This is a genomic window from Roseovarius sp. 217 (assembly GCF_000152845.1).
In the GTDB taxonomy this organism is placed as follows: Bacteria; Pseudomonadota; Alphaproteobacteria; order Rhodobacterales; family Rhodobacteraceae; genus Roseovarius.
Genome location: NZ_CH902584.1, coordinates 2,755,741 through 2,776,061, shown reverse-complemented (window position 1 = coordinate 2,776,061; position 20,321 = coordinate 2,755,741). Strand labels below are relative to the sequence as shown.

The 20,321-nt window shown below is 60.1% G+C and carries 19 protein-coding genes and 1 riboswitch; of the genes, 4 read left to right on the top strand and 15 right to left on the bottom strand.

Annotation, left to right across the window (positions count from 1 at the left end; translation table 11 throughout):
* The first annotated feature begins 114 nt into the window (after window positions 1–114).
* Together argE and ROS217_RS13210 are read left to right on the top strand one after the other, a co-directional pair.
* Window positions 115–1,281 (top strand): acetylornithine deacetylase, encoded by a 1,167-nt coding sequence (gene argE / locus ROS217_RS13215; protein WP_009818268.1) that lies wholly within the window; start codon window positions 115–117, stop codon window positions 1,279–1,281.
* Window positions 1,282–1,475: 194 nt separating this feature from the next.
* Window positions 1,476–2,108, top strand: a complete 633-nt coding sequence (locus ROS217_RS13210; protein WP_009818267.1) for a sulfotransferase family protein — start codon at window positions 1,476–1,478, stop codon at window positions 2,106–2,108.
* Window positions 2,109–2,174: 66 nt separating this feature from the next.
* On the opposite strand, the gene trmB is transcribed toward ROS217_RS13210, so the two are convergent.
* From trmB to miaB, 9 genes are all read right to left on the bottom strand, one after another.
* Window positions 2,175–2,888, bottom strand: a complete 714-nt coding sequence (trmB, locus tag ROS217_RS13205) for a tRNA (guanine(46)-N(7))-methyltransferase TrmB (protein WP_009818266.1) — start codon at window positions 2,886–2,888, stop codon at window positions 2,175–2,177.
* Between the two features lie 44 nt (window positions 2,889–2,932).
* Window positions 2,933–4,099: a methionine adenosyltransferase gene (metK, locus tag ROS217_RS13200; protein ID WP_009818265.1), complete on the bottom strand. Its 1,167-nt coding sequence runs from the start codon at window positions 4,097–4,099 to the stop codon at window positions 2,933–2,935.
* A gap of 5 nt (window positions 4,100–4,104) precedes the next feature.
* Window positions 4,105–4,152, bottom strand: a riboswitch (SAM-SAH riboswitch).
* Between the two features lie 38 nt (window positions 4,153–4,190).
* Window positions 4,191–5,711 (bottom strand): apolipoprotein N-acyltransferase, encoded by a 1,521-nt coding sequence (gene lnt / locus ROS217_RS13195; protein WP_009818264.1) that lies wholly within the window; start codon window positions 5,709–5,711, stop codon window positions 4,191–4,193.
* A complete protein-coding gene (locus ROS217_RS13190; protein WP_009818263.1) occupies window positions 5,704–6,591 on the bottom strand; it encodes a CBS domain-containing protein in 888 nt (295 codons plus the stop codon). The genes lnt and ROS217_RS13190 overlap by 8 nt, the downstream gene beginning before the upstream one ends.
* Before the next feature lie 41 nt (window positions 6,592–6,632).
* Entirely contained in the window at window positions 6,633–7,121 is a 489-nt protein-coding gene (gene ybeY, locus ROS217_RS13185) for an rRNA maturation RNase YbeY (protein ID WP_009818262.1), read from the bottom strand.
* 6 nt (window positions 7,122–7,127) lie between these two features.
* Window positions 7,128–8,102, bottom strand: coding sequence for a PhoH family protein (locus tag ROS217_RS13180; protein ID WP_009818261.1), 975 nt, complete (start codon window positions 8,100–8,102; stop codon window positions 7,128–7,130).
* Window positions 8,103–8,287: 185 nt separating this feature from the next.
* The gene (locus ROS217_RS13175; RefSeq protein WP_009818260.1) at window positions 8,288–8,593 is read right to left on the bottom strand and encodes a hypothetical protein; all 306 of its coding nucleotides are present in this window, start codon (window positions 8,591–8,593) and stop codon (window positions 8,288–8,290) included.
* A 12-nt stretch (window positions 8,594–8,605) separates the two neighbouring features.
* A complete protein-coding gene (locus tag ROS217_RS13170) occupies window positions 8,606–9,181 on the bottom strand; it encodes an OmpA family protein (RefSeq protein WP_009818259.1) in 576 nt (191 codons plus the stop codon).
* Window positions 9,182–9,369: 188 nt separating this feature from the next.
* Window positions 9,370–10,692 (bottom strand): tRNA (N6-isopentenyl adenosine(37)-C2)-methylthiotransferase MiaB, encoded by a 1,323-nt coding sequence (gene miaB / locus ROS217_RS13165; RefSeq protein ID WP_040651465.1) that lies wholly within the window; start codon window positions 10,690–10,692, stop codon window positions 9,370–9,372.
* A gap of 126 nt (window positions 10,693–10,818) precedes the next feature.
* On the opposite strand from miaB, the gene ROS217_RS13160 reads away from it, so the two are divergent.
* Window positions 10,819–11,694, top strand: a complete 876-nt coding sequence (locus tag ROS217_RS13160) for a glycosyltransferase family 2 protein (RefSeq protein ID WP_009818257.1) — start codon at window positions 10,819–10,821, stop codon at window positions 11,692–11,694.
* A gap of 7 nt (window positions 11,695–11,701) precedes the next feature.
* Here the strand turns inward: ROS217_RS13160 and ROS217_RS13155 are convergent, their stop codons facing one another.
* Window positions 11,702–12,013, bottom strand: coding sequence for a hypothetical protein (locus ROS217_RS13155; RefSeq protein ID WP_009818256.1), 312 nt, complete (start codon window positions 12,011–12,013; stop codon window positions 11,702–11,704).
* Between the two features lie 165 nt (window positions 12,014–12,178).
* Here ROS217_RS13155 and ROS217_RS13150 point away from each other — a divergent pair, with 165 nt between their 5' ends.
* Window positions 12,179–12,970, top strand: a complete 792-nt coding sequence (locus tag ROS217_RS13150; RefSeq protein ID WP_040651463.1) for a calcium-binding protein — start codon at window positions 12,179–12,181, stop codon at window positions 12,968–12,970.
* 42 nt (window positions 12,971–13,012) lie between these two features.
* Here ROS217_RS13150 and ROS217_RS13145 read toward each other — a convergent pair whose 3' ends face one another.
* The 5 genes from ROS217_RS13145 to dnaG all read right to left on the bottom strand — a co-directional run bounded on the left by ROS217_RS13145 (window position 13,013) and on the right by dnaG (window position 20,281).
* Window positions 13,013–13,804, bottom strand: coding sequence for an enoyl-ACP reductase FabI (locus tag ROS217_RS13145; protein ID WP_009818254.1), 792 nt, complete (start codon window positions 13,802–13,804; stop codon window positions 13,013–13,015).
* A gap of 7 nt (window positions 13,805–13,811) precedes the next feature.
* A complete protein-coding gene (fabB, locus tag ROS217_RS13140) occupies window positions 13,812–15,041 on the bottom strand; it encodes a beta-ketoacyl-ACP synthase I (protein WP_009818253.1) in 1,230 nt (409 codons plus the stop codon).
* 309 nt (window positions 15,042–15,350) lie between these two features.
* Window positions 15,351–15,626, bottom strand: coding sequence for an HlyU family transcriptional regulator (locus ROS217_RS13135; RefSeq protein WP_009818252.1), 276 nt, complete (start codon window positions 15,624–15,626; stop codon window positions 15,351–15,353).
* Between the two features lie 597 nt (window positions 15,627–16,223).
* Window positions 16,224–18,209, bottom strand: coding sequence for an RNA polymerase sigma factor RpoD (gene rpoD, locus ROS217_RS13130; RefSeq protein WP_009818251.1), 1,986 nt, complete (start codon window positions 18,207–18,209; stop codon window positions 16,224–16,226).
* 119 nt (window positions 18,210–18,328) lie between these two features.
* Window positions 18,329–20,281, bottom strand: coding sequence for a DNA primase (dnaG, locus tag ROS217_RS13125; protein ID WP_009818250.1), 1,953 nt, complete (start codon window positions 20,279–20,281; stop codon window positions 18,329–18,331).
* Window positions 20,282–20,321 lie beyond the last annotated feature (40 nt).

Genomic DNA, 20,321 nt, shown 5'->3' with positions numbered 1-20,321 from the left:
CACGTTAAACGCATGTTCAAGACGTCTTTCAGCCGGACAGGGGGTTGACGGGCCGGTCTCACACCAACACAGTCACACAGTTTCAAACCCCGCCCCATCACAGGATCATAACCCGTGACGACCCAACTTTCCGATACCGTGGGCCTCCTGCGCGACTTGATCGCCTTTCCCACGATCTCCGAACTCAGCAATCTCGACATGATCGCCTATCTCGGACACCGCTTGGAATCCGCCGGGGCGCGGGTGGACATCTTTCACGACGACATCGGCCACAAGGCCAATCTCTTCGCCACCATCGGCCCCGAGGTCGATGGCGGCATCGTGCTCTCTGGCCATTCCGATGTGGTGCCCGTCGCCGAACAGGACTGGGCCTCTGACCCCTTTGAGCTGACCGAACATGACGGACATCTCTACGGGCGCGGCACCTGCGACATGAAAGGCTTCATCGCCGCCGCCGTCACCATGGCCCCCTATTTCGCCGAACGGGTGCGCGACCGTCCCATTCACTTCGCCTTCACCTATGACGAGGAAGTGGGCTGTTTCGGCGCACAGGCGCTGGTGGACAGCCTGCGCGCGCGCGGTATCCGCCCCGGCGTCGCCATCATCGGCGAGCCCACCTCGATGCGCGTGATCGAGGGTCACAAGGGCTGCTACGAATACACCACCCAGTTCTGCGGACTTGCTGGCCACGGCTCCGCCCCGGAGCGGGGCGTCAATGCGGTCGAATACGCCGTGCGCTACGTCAATCGCCTTTTGGAACTCAAAGAGGCCCTGCGCGCCCGCGCGCCCAAGGACAGCCGCTTTGATCCGCCCTGGACCACGATCAACACCGGCTCGCTCAAGGGCGGTGTGGCCCATAACGTCATTGCGTCCAACGCCATTATCGAATGGGAAATGCGCCCCGTTCAGGCCGCCGACGCTCTCTTTGTCAAAGAAGACCTGCGCCGCTACTGCGAGGAAATGCTCCTCCCCCGCATGCGCGAGATTTGCCCCGAGGCCACGGTGACCACCCAAATCATCGGCGAGGTTGACGGGCTGGAACCCACCGAGGTGAACGAGGCACGCGACATCATGATGGAACTCACCGGCGCCAATGGTGCCGACCTCGTGCCCTTCGGCACCGAAGCAGGGCTGTTCCAGAGCTATGGCATGTCCGCCGTGGTCTGCGGCCCCGGCTCGATTGATCAGGCGCACAAACCCGACGAATATCTGGCGCTCGACCAACTCCAGCAGTGCCTCGACATGCTGGGGCGGTTGGGGGACAGGCTGGTCACCCCTTAGGATCACAGTCGGGTCGCAGAACGCAGCCCGACACCACACCGCCGACAAGCGGTCAGCGGTCTCGACCGGCAGAATCACTAGGCCAGCCGCCTGTCTTGAGGTATCCTGAGGGGGATTTCGTCGCGCCTCATAGGTGTTTATTTTAAACAATCGCAGCCACACCTCTGGGCCGGTCAGTCAGGAGAGGTGTAATCATGACCCTGAAAATCATCGGATCGGGTTTCGGGCGCACTGGAACCATGTCAACCAAACTTGCCCTCGAACAGTTGGGCTTTGGCCCCTGTCACCACATGCTCGAGGTCATGCAGAACCCCGCACAACTCGCCCATTGGAGCGCCATCGCCGCCCACAGACCCGTGGATTGGGAGTCCGTGTTCGCGGGCTACACCTCACAGGTCGATTGGCCCGGTGCCGCCGTTTGGCAACAAACAACCAAGGCCTTTCCCGACGCCAAGGTGATCCATACGGAACGGCCCGAGCGTGACTGGTGGTTCAGCTTCAACAGCACCATCAGCAAGTTTTTTACCCACCAGCACAGCATGGACCTGCCGCCGCATATCCGCGACACATTCCAGCTCATGTCAGGATGGTTTCTCAAGGAGACCTTCGAGGATCACACCGACCGCGATTGCGCGATTGCCGCCTACCGGGCGAACAACCAGGCGGTCCGCGATCTGATCCCCGCCGACCGGCTGTTGATCTTTCATGTCGCCGATGGCTGGGAACCGCTCTGCGATTTCCTCGACGTGCCGGTGCCGGACACGTCCTATCCCCGCTCCAACCCGCGCGACGAGTTCTGGGCGCATTTCGGCAGAGAACCGTCCTAGGGAGCAAGGCATCGTGCGGTCGTACGGTTTCACCGCACAATCGTACAGGTCCGGGTTTCACCCGCCTCAGAGCTTGCGAAAGGTCAGGTAATGCGGCACGCGGCCCTCGCGCAGTGCCTTTTGCTCGTAACGTGTTGAAATCCAATCATTCCATGGTTCGCGCCAATCGGCGGGCCGTTCTGCCAGCCACTCGAACCCCGCGCGCGGCACCTCTTCCAGAGTTTGCCGCACATAATCCGGAATATCCGTCGCAACTCTAAAAATAGCGCCTTTTTTCAATACCTTGCAGAGTGGCGCTAAATGCTCCTGCGTGACGAACCGCCTGCGGTGATGGCGCTTTTTGGGCCATGGGTCAGGATACAAGAGAAACGCCCGAGACACCGACTCCGCGGGCAAAACATCGAACATATTGCGGACATCCCCCGGATAAACCGCAACATTTTGTGTCTCCGCCACCCGGATCTTACCCAAGAGCATCGCCACACCGTTGATGAACGGCTCGCACCCGATGATCCCGGCCTGCGGATTCTGAACGGCCTGATGCACCATATGCTCACCGCCGCCAAACCCGATCTCTAGCCAGACCTCTCGATCTCCGAAAAGTCGTTTTAAACCAATCTCTTGCCGCTCTGGGTTCACGTCCCAATCGACGGCCCCCGGTGACAATTTCGCGAGATCTTCATCCAGATAGGTCTCTTGGCTCGGCCGCAGGGTCTTACCCTTGAACCGGCCATAGAAATTGCGCCACGGCGCGCCTGTCGGATGTCTGTGTTGGCTCATTCTCTGTTAAACTGGCACATGAGGATCATGCGCCAGCCCTTTGATCACACAGCTTTTTTCAGGGCGCCAACCAAGTTGGTCCGCTCCCAGCTAAAGCCGCCATCAGCCTCCGGTGCGCGCCCGAAATGGCCATAGGCTGCGGTGCGGGCATAGATTGGCCGGGTCAATTCCAGATGCTCGCGGATGCCGCGCGGGGTCAGGTCCATACATTGCGCCACTGCATTTTCTATAGCAGTTTCATGCACTTGCCCGGTGCCGTGGGTATCAACATAGATCGACAACGGCTTGGCCACACCAATCGCATAGCTCAGTTGCAGGGTGCATTTCTGCGCCAAACCCGCCGCCACGACGTTCTTCGCCAGATAGCGCGCCGCATAAGCCGCTGATCTGTCTACCTTTGTCGGATCTTTGCCGGAAAACGCGCCGCCGCCATGCGGGGCCGCCCCGCCATAGGTATCCACGATGATCTTGCGCCCTGTCAGGCCCGCATCGCCATCCGGTCCACCAATCACAAAGGTGCCCGTCGGGTTCACATGCCATTCGGTCTCATCGCTCAACCAGCCCGCAGGCAGCACCTCGCGGATGTAAGGCTCTACAATTGCACGAATATCGTCGCTGGTCTGGCTTTCATCCGCATGCTGCGTCGACAGCACAAGCTGCGTCACCGCCACCGGACGACCACCCTCATAGCGCAGGGTCAATTGCGATTTGGCATCCGGCCCCAGCGTCGGCTCCGCCCCGGATTTGCGCACTTCGGCCAACCGCTTGAGGATCGCATGCGAGTAAAGGATCGGGGCTGGCATGAATTCCGGTGTTTCATCAACGGCATAGCCGAACATGATACCCTGATCCCCGGCCCCGTCACGATCCACGCCCTGCGCGATATGCGCAGATTGCGCATGCAACATATTGTGCAATTTCAAGGTGTTCCAATGGAACGCGTCTTGTTCATAGCCGATATCACGCACGCAGTCGCGCACGATTCCGTCGATCCGCCCCATGAAATCCGCCAGCCGGGATTTGTCCGTCAGACCGACCTCTCCGCCCACAACAACGCAATTGGTGGTGGCAAAGGTCTCGCAGGCAACCCGCGCATTGGCCTCCTCGGTCAGAAACGCATCGAGGATCGCGTCGGAAATCCGGTCACAAACCTTATCCGGATGCCCCTCCGAAACGGATTCGGAGGTGAAAAGATAGTTATGTCTTGCCATGAAGATGCTCCATTGAATGTCACCGCCACGCCAGGAAGCCGTTGTGGGGGATTAGAGCGTGGTTACGCCCGCATATTGCCAGCGTCAATGCCTATCTGACCGGTCTCGCACGCCTGTGGCCAACCCGTGACAACCCCAGCAAAACAAGGAAAACCGCCAGCATCGGCGCATCCCCCAGCCGCGCGTAAACCGTCGGCGGAAAAGCAGGTGGCAGCGCCGCATCCCGCCATCCCGCCTCCCCAAGGGGCAGCGCCTCGGTGATCCGACCCGTGGCGTCGATCGTGGCCGACACACCCGTATTGGCAACCCGGATCATCGGCAGGCCAAATTCCGCGCTGCGCAGCCGCGCCTGCGCAAGATGCTGATAAGGCCCGGAAAACTTGCCAAACCAGGCGTCATTGGTGATCAGCAGGATAAAATCCGCCCGCTCTGGTGCCGATCGCAGATCCTGCGCGAAAACCCCCTCATAGCAGATCAGGGGCAAGGCCCGGCCAAGCGTCCCCATGTCGATCACCTGCGCCCCCGGACCGGGCGAAAACCCCTGACCATCCTTGGAGGCCATGCCGTGAATGCCCCAGTCCGCCAGGAGGTCGCCGTAAGGCATGTATTCGCCAAAGGGCACCAGATGATGCTTGTCATAGACGGCCGCCACACGGCCCCCCGCCTCGACCAACGCCAGCGTATTAAAGAGCCGCTGTGCATCGTAGCGTTGCAAGCCCACCACCACCGGCACAGCACCCGCCGCCTCTGAAATCACCTCAAGCGTCCGTGCGGCATTTTCAAGCATCACCGGAACCGCCGTTTCCGGCCAAACGATCAGGTCGGGACGTGTCTCACCCGCCGCCGAAAACATCACCTGTCGGTCAAAGAATTCGCGCATTTTTTCGGGACGCCATTTCTCATTCTGCGGCGCATTGGGCTGGATCAGCCGCACGATGGCCGCGTCCGGTCTCGCTGCGGCCTCGGGCGTTAAACCCGCACCAATCGGCCACAAAACCGCGAGCCCCGCGACCCCGAGCAAGCCAAGACGCGTGCCTCTCAGCCCATGCCAGAGCGCCACCGCCGCCAGAAGCACCAGCGCCATCAGCCCGGCAGAGCCAAGATATGAGGCCCAATGCAAGAGCGGCGTGTCGATCAGAACATGCCCCGGCTGCGCCCAGGGAAACCCCGTCAAAACATAGCCGCGCGCCAGTTCCAGCACACCCAGACCACCGATGAACCCAAGGGCCCCACCGCCCATGATCCGGCCAAGCGCAAAACCCGCCGCCCAAAAGAGCGCGAGTCCCCCCGCCAATCCCAAGAGCGCAAAGGGCGCCATCCAGCCGTGCCGCGCCACGTCCACCAGAAACGGCTCTATAATCCAATTGAGCGAGACCAGAAAATACCCGGTGCCAAGCGCCCAACCCAGCCCGGCCGCTTGCCGCCAGCTCCCGCTCCGCAAGAACAGCCCGAAACTCAGCGCCAGCGCCGCGATGGTCAGAGGCCAGGCACCGACCGGCGCCTGCCCAAGAGCTGCCACAGCCCCAATCCCACCCTCCGCCAGAATGCGCCAGCGGCGTGGCAAGACCGCAATCCGACAGGCAAGCACCGCAGCGCGGCCTGTTTCAGCCATTCTTCGCCTCTGGCAGGCGCACGCGCACCCGCTTGATCCGGCGCGGATCGGCCTCCATCACCTCGATCACCGGGCCCGCAGGATGCTCGATCACCTCACCGCGCACCGGCACACGCCCCAACAGCATAAAGACCAACCCGCCAAGCGTGTCGATCTCTTCCTCGTCGATCTCATCCGACTCGGTCAGCGATTGACCGATCTCGGCTTCAAAGTCCTCCAGCGGCGTTTTCGCCAAGGCCACGTAACAGCCGGGTCTTTCCAGCGTCCAGTATTGGCCCTCGTCGATGTCGTGCTCATCCTCGATCTCGCCCACGACTTGCTCAATCAGGTCCTCAATGGTCACCAGACCGTCGACACCGCCGTATTCGTCGATCACCAGCGCCATATGCCGCCGTTCCGCCTGCATCTTTTGCAAAAGCACCCCAATCGGCATCGAGGGCGGCACAAAGAGCAAGGGCCGCAGCATGTCATTGAGAACAAACGCCTCACTGCCACCGTTGAACCCGTGTTTGAGCGCAAAATCCTTGAGGTGAATCATGCCGGTTGGGGTATCCAGCGTGCCGTCATAAACCGGCAGGCGTGACATGCCGCTGTCGCGGAACACATGCACCAGATCCTCTTTCGTGATCGTATCAGGGACCGAGACAATGTCAGCCTTGGGGATGGCCACATCCTCGACTGCCATATGCCGCAGGTTCCCCATGCCTGGCACCCCGTTTGCCGGAGCGGCATGCTGATCTTCGGCCTCTGCCGCTTCATCAGTTGTCGAAAAAACCCCAAGTATCCGGCGGAAAAATCCACCCGAGTCTTCGGTATCCTTCTCGTCTTCAGACGGCGCGCTCTGCGCTGCCGTAGACGATCCGTCTATACTCTCGCCCATCCATCTCTTTCCAGGTGACAGGGCACAAGGCCCCAGCACGGCTAATATGGGTCAGAGACCCCCAGTTTGCCAAGTATCTCCACCTCTGTTGTCTCCATCAGAGTGGCATCTTGGTCACGCAGGTGATCATAGCCCAGCAAATGTAACACCGCATGCACAATCAGGTGCGTCACATGGTCTGCAAGCGATTTATCGCCCTCTGCTGCTTCACGCAGGCAGGTTTCCCAAGCAATTGCGATATCCCCGAGTTCGGGATCAGGACCGGAAACCGGCAGACCGGGCCGTACGCCTGCCGCCTCCGCCCCGCGTTCCTCACTTGGCCAACTCAACACATTCGTAGGCTGCGGCTTGTCGCGGAAATCCTCATTGAGCGCCGCGATCCGCGCATCGTCACATCCGAGGACGCTGATTTCCCACGCCTCAGGATCAAGGCTCAGATGCTCCAGCGTCGCGCGCGCCGCGCGTTCGGCCAAATGCTCCAGTCCCGCCGCCTGCCAGCGGTCGTCCTCGATCACCACATCGCAGAGCATGCCGGATCAGCCTTCCGCCTCATAGGCCTCGATGATCGCGGCAACCAGCGGATGCCGCACGACATCCTTGGAGGTGAAATAGTTGAAACTGATCTGCGGGATGCGCGTCAACAACCGCTCAGCATCCGCCAACCCCGACGGCACACCGCGCGGAAGGTCGATCTGCGTGCGGTCGCCGGTGATCACCATCCGACTGCCCTCGCCCAGACGCGTCAAAAACATCTTCATCTGCATCGAGGTCGCATTTTGCGCCTCATCCAGCACAACAAAGGCATTCGACAGCGTCCGCCCGCGCATGAACGCCAGCGGCGCAATCTCGATCTTCTTTTCCTCGATCAGCTTTTGCACCTGTTTTCCGGGCAGGAAATCATTCAGCGCATCATAGAGCGGCTGCATATAGGGATCGACCTTGTCCTTCATGTCGCCGGGCAAATAACCCAGCTTTTCGCCCGCCTCGACCGCCGGACGGCTCAGGATGATCCGGTCCACATGCCCTTCGATGAACATATTGACCCCAACGGCCACGGCCAGATAGGTCTTGCCAGTGCCCGCAGGCCCGATACCAAAGGCCAACTCATGCTGAAACAGCGACCGCACATAGGATTTCTGCGCCTCTGTGCGGGGCTCCACGTATTTCTTGCGGGTCTTGATCTCGACCGGGCCGCTCTTGAACATCTCAAGCTGATCGCCGGTCAGTGCGCCGGTCTCCACCTCAGATCCGCCCATCCGCAATTCACGGTCCACGTCGCCGCTCTCAACAGCGCGCCCACTTTCGAGCCGGGAATAAAGCGCCTGCAAAACGCCCGCCGCCTCCTTCACAGGGCCATCATCTCCCAACACTGACAGGTGGTTGCCGCGCCGGACGATCTGAACACCCAGCTTGCGCTCAATCTCGGCAAGGTTTCGGTCATATTCGCCGCAGAGGTCGATCAGCAGCATGTTATCGGGGAAGTCGATTACGGCCTCATGCATCGAGGCCATATCGGCGGCGGGGGGCGGTGCGCTATTTCCCAAGCAAATCTCCCACAGACTCAAAGGTTCCCTTACACAGTGCCAAGATGCGTGACCATGCGCAAGCAGCCAGCCTCAAATGACCCGAAACCGGCGGAAAAAAATACGGGCCTCACCGGGCCCGTATGATTTCTTGGCAGTGGCACAGATCCGGATCAGATCGGATCGCCAATGAGATTGGTGGAACCCTGTTTGAAATTACCGGTCGCAACGGTCGGCGGGGCGATGCCGGAACAAACCGGCTTGCCGAACTTGTCCAGACGCTGCGACAGGTAGCCTTCCACACCGTCGTCGATGATCCAGTGATCACAGCCGTTCGGATCGACCCAGATCCCAGCCTGCATCTGGCTCAGGTGGCCCTTGTCAAAAAAGTTGCGATCCAGTGTTTTGTCCGGACCCGCGTCACAGGCCGCCAAAAGTCCGACCATGGGCAGGGCGAGCGCGATTTTATAGGTTTTCATAGCTCAGCCCCCTCAGCGCCAGCACAGGATTTCGACACGGCGGTTCTGCGCCATGCCTTCGGCAGTGTTGTTAGACGCCTTCGGCATCCGTTCCCCGTAACCGCGCACATCCGCGATGCTGGCCCCGATTCCGCGGGCCACTGCCGCAACGGAATTGGCGCGGCGCAGCGACAGACCCATGTTGTATTCGTCCGAGGCGCGGCTGTCGGTATGGCCAACGATCGTGTAGGACACGGCATTCGCTTGCTGAAAAAACTCACGCAACCGTTGCTGCCCCGATGCGCCGATGCGCGAACTATCCGTGGCAAAGAGCTGATCGGTATTCACCACGCCGCAGAGGTTCGCCTCACGACAAACAGGAATACCTTGCCGCGTGACATGCGGGCTCATATAGCCTTCGGCCCCGTCGTCCATGACCCAATGCTCACATCCATCCGGGTCCACCCAGATGGTGGGAATGTAGCGTTCCCCAACGACCGTCCGTTGCTGTTGCGCAGACACGCCACTCGCCATCACCGCGATGCCAAGAGCAATGGCACTTGCCCCCCGCACCAGTTCGCGCAGCGCTCTCGAAATGATTTTCGTCACGACCCCAGTCCTTTTATTGCCCCGCGGCGAGGATACCCAAACCAAAGCTCCCAACCCTATAATAGGGAAGAATAGTATCAACAATTGCCCTAAAGTGAAGCAAATTCCACCAGATATTGTGGCTAATGGGGAAACAATGCCACGCTTACGCCACATTTCGTCACGAAAGCGCGGAAATCATTGAAATTTCAATGCGAAAGCAGACGCCCGGCCAGCGAGTTCGGCCCACTCTCGATGATTTCAACTTGGCGCAGATCCCCGACCGCCACATCGCCGGTCACATGCACGGCATGCAGATAATCGGACTTGCCCACCATCTGACCGGGCATCCGGCCCGGCTTCTCAAACAGCACGCCGACCGTGCGTCCGACCATCGAATTCTGCGCCGCGCGCTGCTGACGGGCGATCAAGTCTTGCAGACGGTGCAGCCGCTCGGTCTTGACCGCCTCAGCCACTTGCGCCCGCTCCGCGGCGGGCGTGCCCGGACGCGTGGAATATTTGAACGAGAACGCATAGCCATAGGTCACCGCCTCGATCAGATCCAGCGTCGCCTGAAAATCTTCTTCGGTCTCCTCGGGAAAGCCCACGATGAAATCCCCCGAAATAAGGATATCGGGCCGCGCCGCCCTAATCCGCTCGATCAGCCGCAAATAGCTCTCGGCAGTATGGCTGCGGTTCATCCGTTTCAGAATTTTGTCGCTGCCCGACTGCACGGGCAAATGCAGATAGGGCATCAGCTTGGCACAGTCGCCATGCGCTGCGATCAGATCGTCATCCATGTCATTCGGATGGCTCGTGGTAAAGCGGATACGCTCCAGCCCGTCAATGTCATTGAGCGCCCAGATGAGCCGTGCAAGACCCCAGTCTCCGCCCTCACCGGCCCCGTGATAGGCATTGACGTTCTGACCCAGGAGCGTGATCTCACGCACGCCGCGCTCCACCAGATCACGCGCCTCTTCCAGCACCCGCGCCACAGGGCGGCTGACCTCAGAGCCGCGCGTATAGGGCACAACACAAAAAGCGCAGAACTTGTCGCACCCCTCCTGCACGGTCAAAAACGCCGTCGGACCACGCGCCGCCTTGGGCCGGTGGCGCAGCTTGTCAAACTTGTCCTCCAGCGGAAAATCCGTATCAAGCGCCTTGCCGCCCGCGCGCACCTGCGCCTCCATCTCGGGCAGCCGGTGATAGCTTTGCGGACCCACCACAAGATCGACCAATGGCTGACGACGCATGATTTCTTCGCCCTCGGCCTGCGCCACGCAGCCCGTCACGCCAATCTTGAGATCGGGCTTGTCATCTTTGAATTGCCGCATCCGCCCCAGTTCGGAATAGACCTTCTCGGCGGCCTTCTCGCGGATATGACAGGTGTTGAGCAGGATCATATCGGCCTCTGCCGGATCTTGCGTCTCGACATAGCCCGCGCCGCCCATAGCCTCGGCCATACGCTCGCTGTCATAGACATTCATCTGACAGCCATAGGTCTTGATATAGAGCTTTTTCACATCCGCCATGCGCCCGGCCTCCGCCATTGGGTTCAGGTCGCCTGACTACATCACAGCAGTGGGCACTTGCAATGCCTGAGCGTTTGGCGGAGTCTGCCATCAAAAGACGAGCATGGATCAGAGGCAGACCAAAACATGAGCGCACCCGATCTCAAGACCTTTCTCGCCGCCCCCGGCAAGGCGCTCGCCAAGGGTCCGATTGCCATGGTGTTCGCCGAGGACGAAACCGAGCTGAATTCCACCCTGCGCCATCACCTCGACACCGGCTTTGCCGCTGTCCTGCTGTTTGCGCCGGATACGTTTTCTCTGGCGCGAGACGTGACCGAGGCCCCCGGCCTGCACCGCATCCGTCACGATCTGGCCTCTGGCGACAGCCTCACCGACGCGGTCAACGCCCTGATCGCCGCCGCCCCCGGTCTCTGGCTGTATTACTGCTATAACGCCGAGTATCTGTTCTACCCATTCTGCGAGACACGCACCGTCGGCGAAATGCTAGCCTTTCACACCGAAGAACGGCGCGACGCGATGCTGACCTATGTGATCGACCTCTACGCCGACGATCTGGAAACCTACCCAAACGCCGTCTGTCTCGAGGCGGCCCATATGGACAAGTCCGGCTATTATGCGCTCGCCCGTCCCGATGTTGACAAGCACAACCATCCCAAGGAACGCCAGCTTGATTTCTACGGTGGCCTACGCTGGCGGTACGAGGAACATATCCCTGCCAAACGCCGCAAGATCGACCGCATCGCCCTCTTTCGTGCGAAACCAGAATTGCGGCTGCGCGATGATCACACCTTTTCGGACGAGGAATACAACACCTACGCCTGCCCTTGGCATCACAACCTGACCAGCGCCATCGTGTCCTTTCGCACCGCCAAGGCGCTCAAACGCAATCCCGGCTCAACCTTCGACATCCACAGCTTCAAATGGCACAATTCCATTCCCTTCGAATGGCACTCACGGCAATTGCTGGATTTGGGTCTGATGGAACCGGGACAGTGGTTCTGAACAACGCTTAATTCTGCGCCCGCAGCAGCAGCGCAGTCACCGGATCAAGCCCTGCGTCCTTTGCCAGATCGACGCCCCCATCCAACCGGGTCAGCATGGCGCGGACCGTCTCATTGCCGTCGATCACACCTTGGGCCAGTGTGACCAGACCCTGCAAACCATCATGCACCTCAGGGGCAAGCGCAGGCTCTTGCCATATCGCAATCACCCCGCAAACCAGCAGCGAAAAGCCAGTCAGCCATGCCCATCGCTGCGCCCGCCGGGCACGGGCCGCCGCTTTGGTCTCGGCAGAGTCAGAAAAAGGGCGCGCATGGGTCATTCGCGAAACCTCACAATTTCGCGTGGCAAGATTATGGCAAAAGTAAGCTCCACCCCGGAATAAACCTCGCGCCCACGCGTTCTCCTGACATCCCAGGTCACTGCGACTTGGGACAGCGAATGCAATCGCGCCCATCTCCGGCGCATGAACAAAGGGACCACGACAATGGCACAACTCACAGGAACCGACAGCGCAGACCGCCTGATCGGCTCCGCCTTTGCGGATCAGATCGTCGGACTTGATGGCAATGACACAATCTTGGGCGGGAGTGGCAATGACGCCATCAACGGCAATGACGATGGCGACCAACTCAGGGGCGGCGCAGGGAATGACACCATCGAGGGCGGCAAGGGCGAAGATGCGCTCTACGGCGGCCTCGGCAATGACAGCCTCAGCGACGAGAGCGGCGATGACAGCCTCTTTGGTGGCGACGGTAACGACACGGTCGGCGCTGGCGAGGGCAACGATCTGCTCACCGGCGGAACCGGCAATGACCAGATGTTCGGTGGCGAGGGCAACGACACGATGTCGGGCGGCACCGGCAGTGACGTGATGAACGGTGGCTCCGGCAACGATGTGATGAATGCCGGCGTCGGTGCGGACCTCCTCTCTGGCGGCGAAGGCGATGACGTCATGCGCGGCGGCGGCGGGCGCGATACGCTCTCGGGCGGCGAGGGCAATGACCTCATCGACGGGGGCCATGGCAATGACGTGATGACCGGCGGCGTGGGGGCCGATACCTTTGTGTTCAAGTTCGGGCGCGACGTGATCACCGATTTTGAGCCCGGCGACGATCAGATCGACCTGACCGGCATCAACGGCGTCAATGACTTCGATGATGTGCTCAGTGCCGCGCGCGTCTCTGGCACCAATATCGTGCTCGACTTTGGCGCATATGAACTCACCCTGCGCGATTTCACCCTGTCGCAACTCGACTCGGATGATTTCATCCTGTGAGGATTGCCACGCCCCTGCCACTGGTGGGGGCGTGCGCCCGGATCAAAGGTTCTCGGCCTGCGGCATGCCCAGCACGTGATAGCCACCATCGACATGGATGATCTCACCACTGGTGCAGGCCCCGGCATCCGACGCCAGATAGACCGCCGTGCCGCCGATGGCCTCCAGCGTCGCATTGGCCCGCATCGGTGCATTGATCTCGGTGTGGCGAAACGTCTTGCGCGCGCCGCCGATCGCGGCCCCGGCCAGCGTTTTCATCGGTCCGGGGCTGATCGCATTGACGCGGATCCCATCCGGCCCCAGATCATTCGCCAGATAGCGCGTCGCCGATTCCAGCGCCGCCTTGGCCACACCCATCACATTGTAATTCGGCACAACCTTGTTCGACCCCTGATAGGTAAGGGTGATCAAAGAGCCGCCCTGCTCCTGCATCATCGGATAGGCACGCCGCGCCACCTCGATAAAGGAATAGGCCGAAATTTCCATCGAATGCTTGAAATTGGCGCGGCTGGTGTTCAAAAACCGACCCGTCAATTCCGACTTGTCGGAATAGGCAATCGCATGCACCACGAAATCAATCGTCGGCCACCGCCCCGCCATTGCCTCGAACGCCGCATCAAGCGAGGCATCGTCGGTCACATCGACATCCAGCAAAAAATCAGACCCAACGCTCGCCGCGAGCGGCTCCACCCGCTTGGCAAAATTCTCACCCTGATAGGAAAAGGCCAACTCCGCCCCCGCCGCATGCATGGCTCGAGCGATCCCCCAAGCGATGGAGCGGTCATTCGCCACCCCCATGATCAGGCCGCGCTTGCCTTGCATTGCATTCGTCATCTGCGTCTCATCCGTGATATTTGCTCAACAGCATCGAGCCATTCGTGCCACCAAAGCCAAAGGAATTGGTCATCACCGTATCCAGCCCGGCCTTGTCCACCCGCACCGTCGCAATCTCCTTCGGATCAAGCGCAGGATCAAGCGTTTGCACGTTGATCGACGGGGCAATGAAATCATTCTCCAGCATTAAGAGGCAATAAATCGCCTCCTGCGCGCCCGTGGCCCCTTGGGAATGGCCCGTCATCGACTTGGTGGAACTGATCGGCGGCGTGCTGCCCTGACCAAACACCCGCCGCACGGCCTCGACCTCGCCCACATCGCCCACGGGTGTCGAGGTGCCATGCGCGTTGATATAGCTCACGCGCCGCCCTTCGGGCAGCGTCGCCACCGCAAGCCGCATCGCCCGTTCGCCGCCCTCGCCCGAGGGCGCCACCATATCTGCGCCGTCCGACGTGGCGCCATAGCCCGTCACCTCGGCATAGATCTTGGCCCCGCGCGCCTTGGCACGCTCCAATTCCTCGAGCACGACAATGCCGCCCCCCGCTGAGATCACGAACCCGTCGCGCCCCACGTCAAAGGCGCGGCTCGCGGTCGCGGGCGTGTCGTTATACTTGGACGACATCGCCCCCATCGCATCAAAGAGACACGACAGCGACCAATCCAATTCCTCACCACCGCCCGCAAACATCACATCCTGCTTGCCGAACATGATCTGCTCCGCGGCATGGCCAATGCAATGCAGGCTCGTGGAACAGGCCGAGGTGATCGAATAGTTGAGACCCTTGATCTTGTAGGACGTGGCCAGATTGGCCGAAATCGTCGAACACATGGTCTTGGGCACGGCAAACGGCCCGATCCGCTTGGTCGATCCGGTTTCCAGAGCCACCTGATGCGCCGTCAGCATGGCGCTTGTGGACGGCCCGCCCGATCCCGCGACAACCCCGGTACGCGGATTGATCACGTCCTTTTCCTCTAGCCCCGCATCGGCGATGGCCTGACCCATGGCGATATAGGCATAGGCCGCCCCGCCCCCCATGAACCGTAATGCGCGCTTTTCCACATGCTCGGTCACATCGAGCTTGATCGCCCCGGCCACCCGGCTGCGAAAGCCATGTTCGGCCATGGCCTCATTTGCGGTGATGCCCGACCGGCCCTCGCGGAGCGCGGCCAGAACCTCAGAAGCGTTGTTGCCAATGCTGGAGACAATCCCCAGACCGGTTACGACGACACGACGCATGGGTGCCTCCCTCTGCTTTGTTACAGCCTCTGTAAGACAGCGTGAGTTGAGGGGCAAGCGGTTAGCGGGGATCACGGCGCAGGCAACGCACGCTCAGGTAACGAATTTCGCAACTCTCCCCCAGAGATCAGCCGACCGCAGCCCCAATCGTAAACAGCCCGAACGCGCCCAAACCCAACCAATCCGTGAACGGGCCGCCCGTTGGACAGGCCAGGATCACCACGCAAAGCCCTGCGTACAAAACCCGCGTACACATGGCACAGGCTGTACACAGCCAAACCTCGATGGATGATCCGATCGGGCCGTCATTCAGCGGAAAATTGCATCGCCCTGCTCGTCGATGACCTGCTTGGCCTTACGCACACAAAATGCCTTGGCCTCGTCCAGACTGGCAATGGTATCGGCCCGCAAAAGCTGATGCACCTTCACCTCGCCTGCGATGTCCTTCTCGATCCGCGCCGCGACCCGATAGCCGCCTTCCGCGGCCTGCGGTGCGGGGAAGATACGGAAATCCTTGTATATTTCCGCCTGCACCTCTGGTTCTGCCTTGGGCTTACCCCCAAACAACCGCGACAAGATCGACATTTGGCCTCCGATCTGGTTCAGACACAACCCATATCACATCACCCCGTAGGGTGCGCATTCATGGCGCACCACGCAAAAATCCGACCGCCGCGACAGGTGCGCAATGAATGCGCACCCTACGCCTTTCAACAGGTAGAGTGGGAGAAACCTACCATCTCCATCGCCTGCTATTTGCCCAGGCGGGCCAACTCCCACTATACCCATGTGCTACTCATCCAAGCGTGGGTGGCAACCAACCAAATAAAACCGCAAGCTGAAGCACCCCAGACACTGCCGCCAAAACGGAAAATATCTGCCAACACGTTCGAAATACTAATAGAAGAACGTCACCCAAGGAAGGCTTCACCGTTCGTGGTTTCAGAATTCGATCTCTTTGAGAAACTCCCGGTAGTTTCTTGTAATTTTGCTCGTATTCGCTGTCTGAACTCTTGTCAGCCGACGACGAGGAAACAACAGCAGTGAACATAAGAGCTATGAAAATAGCCCATATCGGAACGCTCACCAGAATCTCATAAAGGTCATTCAACATAAAGTCTCTTGGCCCTTAAGCAGAAACCTCTGACGCGATGCTCATACAAAATTTTCCTCCAAACGCTTCTACTGATCCAGGAAACTCCGCAGCTTGCGGCTCCGGCTGGGATGCTTCAGCTTGCGCAGCGCCTTGGCCTCGATCTGACGGATACGTTCGCGGGTCACAGAGAACTGTTGCCCCACCTCTTCCAGCGTGTGATCGGTGTTCATGCCAATGCCGAACCGCATCCGCAACACCCGCTCTTCGCGCGGGGTGAGGGATGACAGAACCCGCGTCGTGGTTTCCTTGAGATTGTCCTGAATCGCGCTATCCAACGGAAGAATAACGTTTTTATCCTCGATGAAATCGCCAAGCTGGCTGTCTTCCTCGTCGCCGATCGGCGTTTCCAGCGAAATCGGCTCCTTGGCGATCTTCATCACCTTGCGGACCTTTTCCAGCGGCATCTGCAGCTTTTCGGCCAGTTCTTCCGGCGTCGGTTCGCGGCCAATCTCGTGCAGCATCTGACGGCCCGTGCGCACCAGCTTGTTGATCGTCTCGATCATATGCACCGGAATCCGGATGGTGCGCGCCTGATCCGCGATGCTCCGCGTGATCGCCTGACGGATCCACCAGGTCGCATAGGTGCTGAATTTATAGCCCCGGCGATACTCGAACTTGTCCACCGCTTTCATCAGGCCGATATTGCCTTCCTGAATGAGATCAAGGAATTGCAGGCCACGGTTGGTGTATTTCTTGGCGATTGAGATCACCAGCCGCAGGTTGGCTTCGACCATTTCCTTCTTGGCTTGGCGTGCCTCTTTCTCGCCCTTCTGCACCTGCTGCACGATCCGGCGGAATTCCGAGATATCAAGACCGACATATTGGCCGACCTGCGCCATATCGGCCCGCAGTTCCGACACTTTCTCGGGGCTGCGCTCGATGAACATCTGCCAGCCGCGCCCGGCCTTGCGCGCCATATCGTCCAGCCAGTTGGGGTCCAACTCGCGCCCGCGATACTCGTCGATGAACTCAGAGCGGTTGATACGCGCCTGATCGGCCAGTTTGACCATGGCACTGTCGATTTGCATGATCCGGCGGTTGATGCCGTAGAGCTGATCAATCAGCGCCTCGATGCGGTTGTTATGAAGATGCAGCTCATTGACCAGTTCGACAATTTCGCTGCGCAGGGTCTGATAGGTCTGCTCCTGTTCGCGGCTGAACGAGCCATCCTCGTTCAGCGTCGCGGAAATCCGGCTGTCCTGCATCTCGCTGAGCTTGGCGTAGTCATCCGCGATGCGGTCCAATGTCTCAAGCACACGGGGCTTGAGAGCAGCCTCCATCGCGGCAAGGCTCATATTGGCCTGCTCGTCTTCTTCATCGTCGTCATCGGAGTGAATCGGATTGCCATCGGCATCAAGATCGGGCTCGTTGTCGTCTCGACCCAGATTGCCGGGGGCGCTGGTGACATTGGCGGCGCCGACCACCGGCTCTGCATCCTCATCGCCCAATTGCGTGCCAAAGGTCGCCTCAAGGTCGATCACATCGCGCAACAGAATGTCTTCGCCCAAAAGTTCGTCGCGCCAGATTGTAATCGCCTGAAAGGTCAGCGGGCTTTCGCAGAGACCCGCGATCATCGTATTGCGCCCGGCCTCGATCCGCTTGGCGATGGCAATCTCGCCCTCGCGGCTCAAAAGTTCGACCGATCCCATCTCGCGCAAATACATGCGCACGGGATCGTCGGTCCGGTCGAGCTTCTCTTCCTTGCCAGAGCCAAGAGTGATCTCACCCCGACGCCCGATCTCTGCAACAGCGGTCGAGCGGCCCTCTTCCTCTTCTGCATCCTCGGCCTCGATGATATTGATGCCCATCTCCGAGAGCATCGACATCACATCCTCGATCTGCTCCGACGACACCTGATCCGGCGGCAGAACTTCGTTCAACTGGTCGTAGGTGATGAACCCCTTTTCACGCGCCTCAGCGATCATCCGCTTGACCGCCGCTTGGCTCATATCAAGCGAAACCTCGGTATCCGACTCGTCGGGCTTTTGATCGTCGGTATCTTTGGCGGCCATGAATGACTCCTCAGCTATGGGCGGGACAGGTGATTCGGTTGACCCGAATCAATAGCGCGATATGTTGATTCGCACACCCGTCTACTCCGATTTCTTCAGCACTTCCTTACGAAAAACAGTCATCGTCCCGGTTTAGAAAAGGTTATCTTGCCGAGCAAGGCGTTGAACTGTTCTTTCTCATCACGTTTGATCCGCGCACCGTTCTCGCCCAGATCGTATTCTGCCCTGTCCTCTTGCTGGCTGCGTGTTGCACGATTACGCGCCTCTGCCGCCTGTCCCAACCGCCATGTCAGCGCCTCGTCTGCCAGGCCGTCGATATCCTGGCTGGCCTCGGATACTTCTGCCAGCCACCCACGCTGCGCCTTGAGCTTGGCCAACTCCTCGCTCAGGGTCATGGTTGCCAGATCCTCATCACCGGGATGCCGGACTGGGGGGATCAGAGCGACATGGGGCAAACTCATCAGCTTTTCAAGGGGCCCGAGACCAATCTCGACTTCGATCTGCTCGCGCAGAGCCTCCACATCGCCACTTTCATACCGCAGGATGATCTCGCGCAGTCGTGCATGATCCGGATCGCGACATTCCAGCTGTTCGATCCCTGTCTCGAACCGCGCCATGACCGATGGGCAGCAGATCAGCGTTGCCAGAATGACCGCCTCCCGAAGGTGGATCTCTCCGCCCGCGCCCGAAGCCACCAGCATCGAGGATTTCGTCACCGCCCGCGCCGGTTCCGGCGGCGGCCATTTGCCGCCACGGGCGCGCGGCGTGAAAGTACTGGCGCTGCGACGCGGATTGAAAAGTTGCCAACGCAGGTCCTTGATCGCCTGCCCGTAGTGACTGCGGATCGAGGGATCGCGAATCATCATGATCTTCTCGCGCAGCACCTTGTCGAGCGCCGCCTTGCGCTCCGGGCTGTCGAAATCGCGCCCCTCCGTCTCGCGCTGCCACAAGAGCTGCACCATCGGCCATGCGCCCTCGATATGCGCCTGCACCGCGCTTGCCCCCTCCGAGCGCAGCACATCGTCCGGATCCTTGCCCTCGGGCATCAGCGCAAAGCGCAGCGATTTCCCAGCTTCCAAGAGCGGCAGCGCCAGATCAATCACCCGGTAGGCTGCGCGCAGCCCAGCGGTATCGCCATCCAATGCAATCACCGGCTCAGAGCTGATCCGCCACATGAGTTGCAATTGATGCTCGGTCACAGCCGTACCCAGAGGGGCCACCGCCGCCCCGAATCCTGCCGCAACCAGCGCGATCACATCCATATAGCCCTCGGCCACGATCAGCGTCTGGCCCTTGCCCGACGCCTCGCGTGCAGGCCCGTGATTATAGAGCGTGTGGGATTTGTCGAAGAGGTCGGTTTCCGGCGAATTCAGATACTTGGCATTGTCATTCGGGTCCATTGCCCGCCCGCCAAAGGCAATGCAGCGCCCGCGCGCATCGCGGATCGGAAACATGATCCGGTTGCGGAATGTGTCATAGGGTTTGCCACCCTTGGTGCTGTCCTTGGCCAGCCCGCAGGCTAGGATCATCTCGGGCGGCACGCCCTTGCCGGTCAGATGCTCCCACAGACCTTGCCAGCCGTCGGGGGCAAAACCCATATCGAACTGTGCCTGCGTCGCCTCAGTCAGATTGCGTCCCTTGAGATAGTCGCGCGCCGCAGCCCCGGCCCCGCTGCGCAATTGCAGGCCGAAATATTTGACCGCCTGCTCCATCACCTCGATCAACTGCCCGCGCCGATCCGCCTTGGCCTGCGCCTGTGGATCACGCTCGGGCATCGGCATGCCCGCCTCAGCGGCAAGGATTTTCACCGCCTCCATGAAATCGACATTCTCGGTCTCACGGACAAACGCAATCGCGTCCCCCTTGGCGTGACAGCCAAAGCAATAGTAAAATCCCTTGCGGTCATCCACATGAAAAGACGCGGTTTTTTCCTGATGAAAGGGGCAAGGCGCCCACATGTCGCCTTTGCCTTGATTGGACTTGCGATTGTCCCACGTCACCTTGCGCCCGACCACTTGGGAGAGCGAGAGGCGGCTTTGCAATTCGTCGAGAAATCCGGGGGGCAGGCTCATGCCCCTATATTGGACGCGCGCGGCTCAGAGTCCAGAGGGC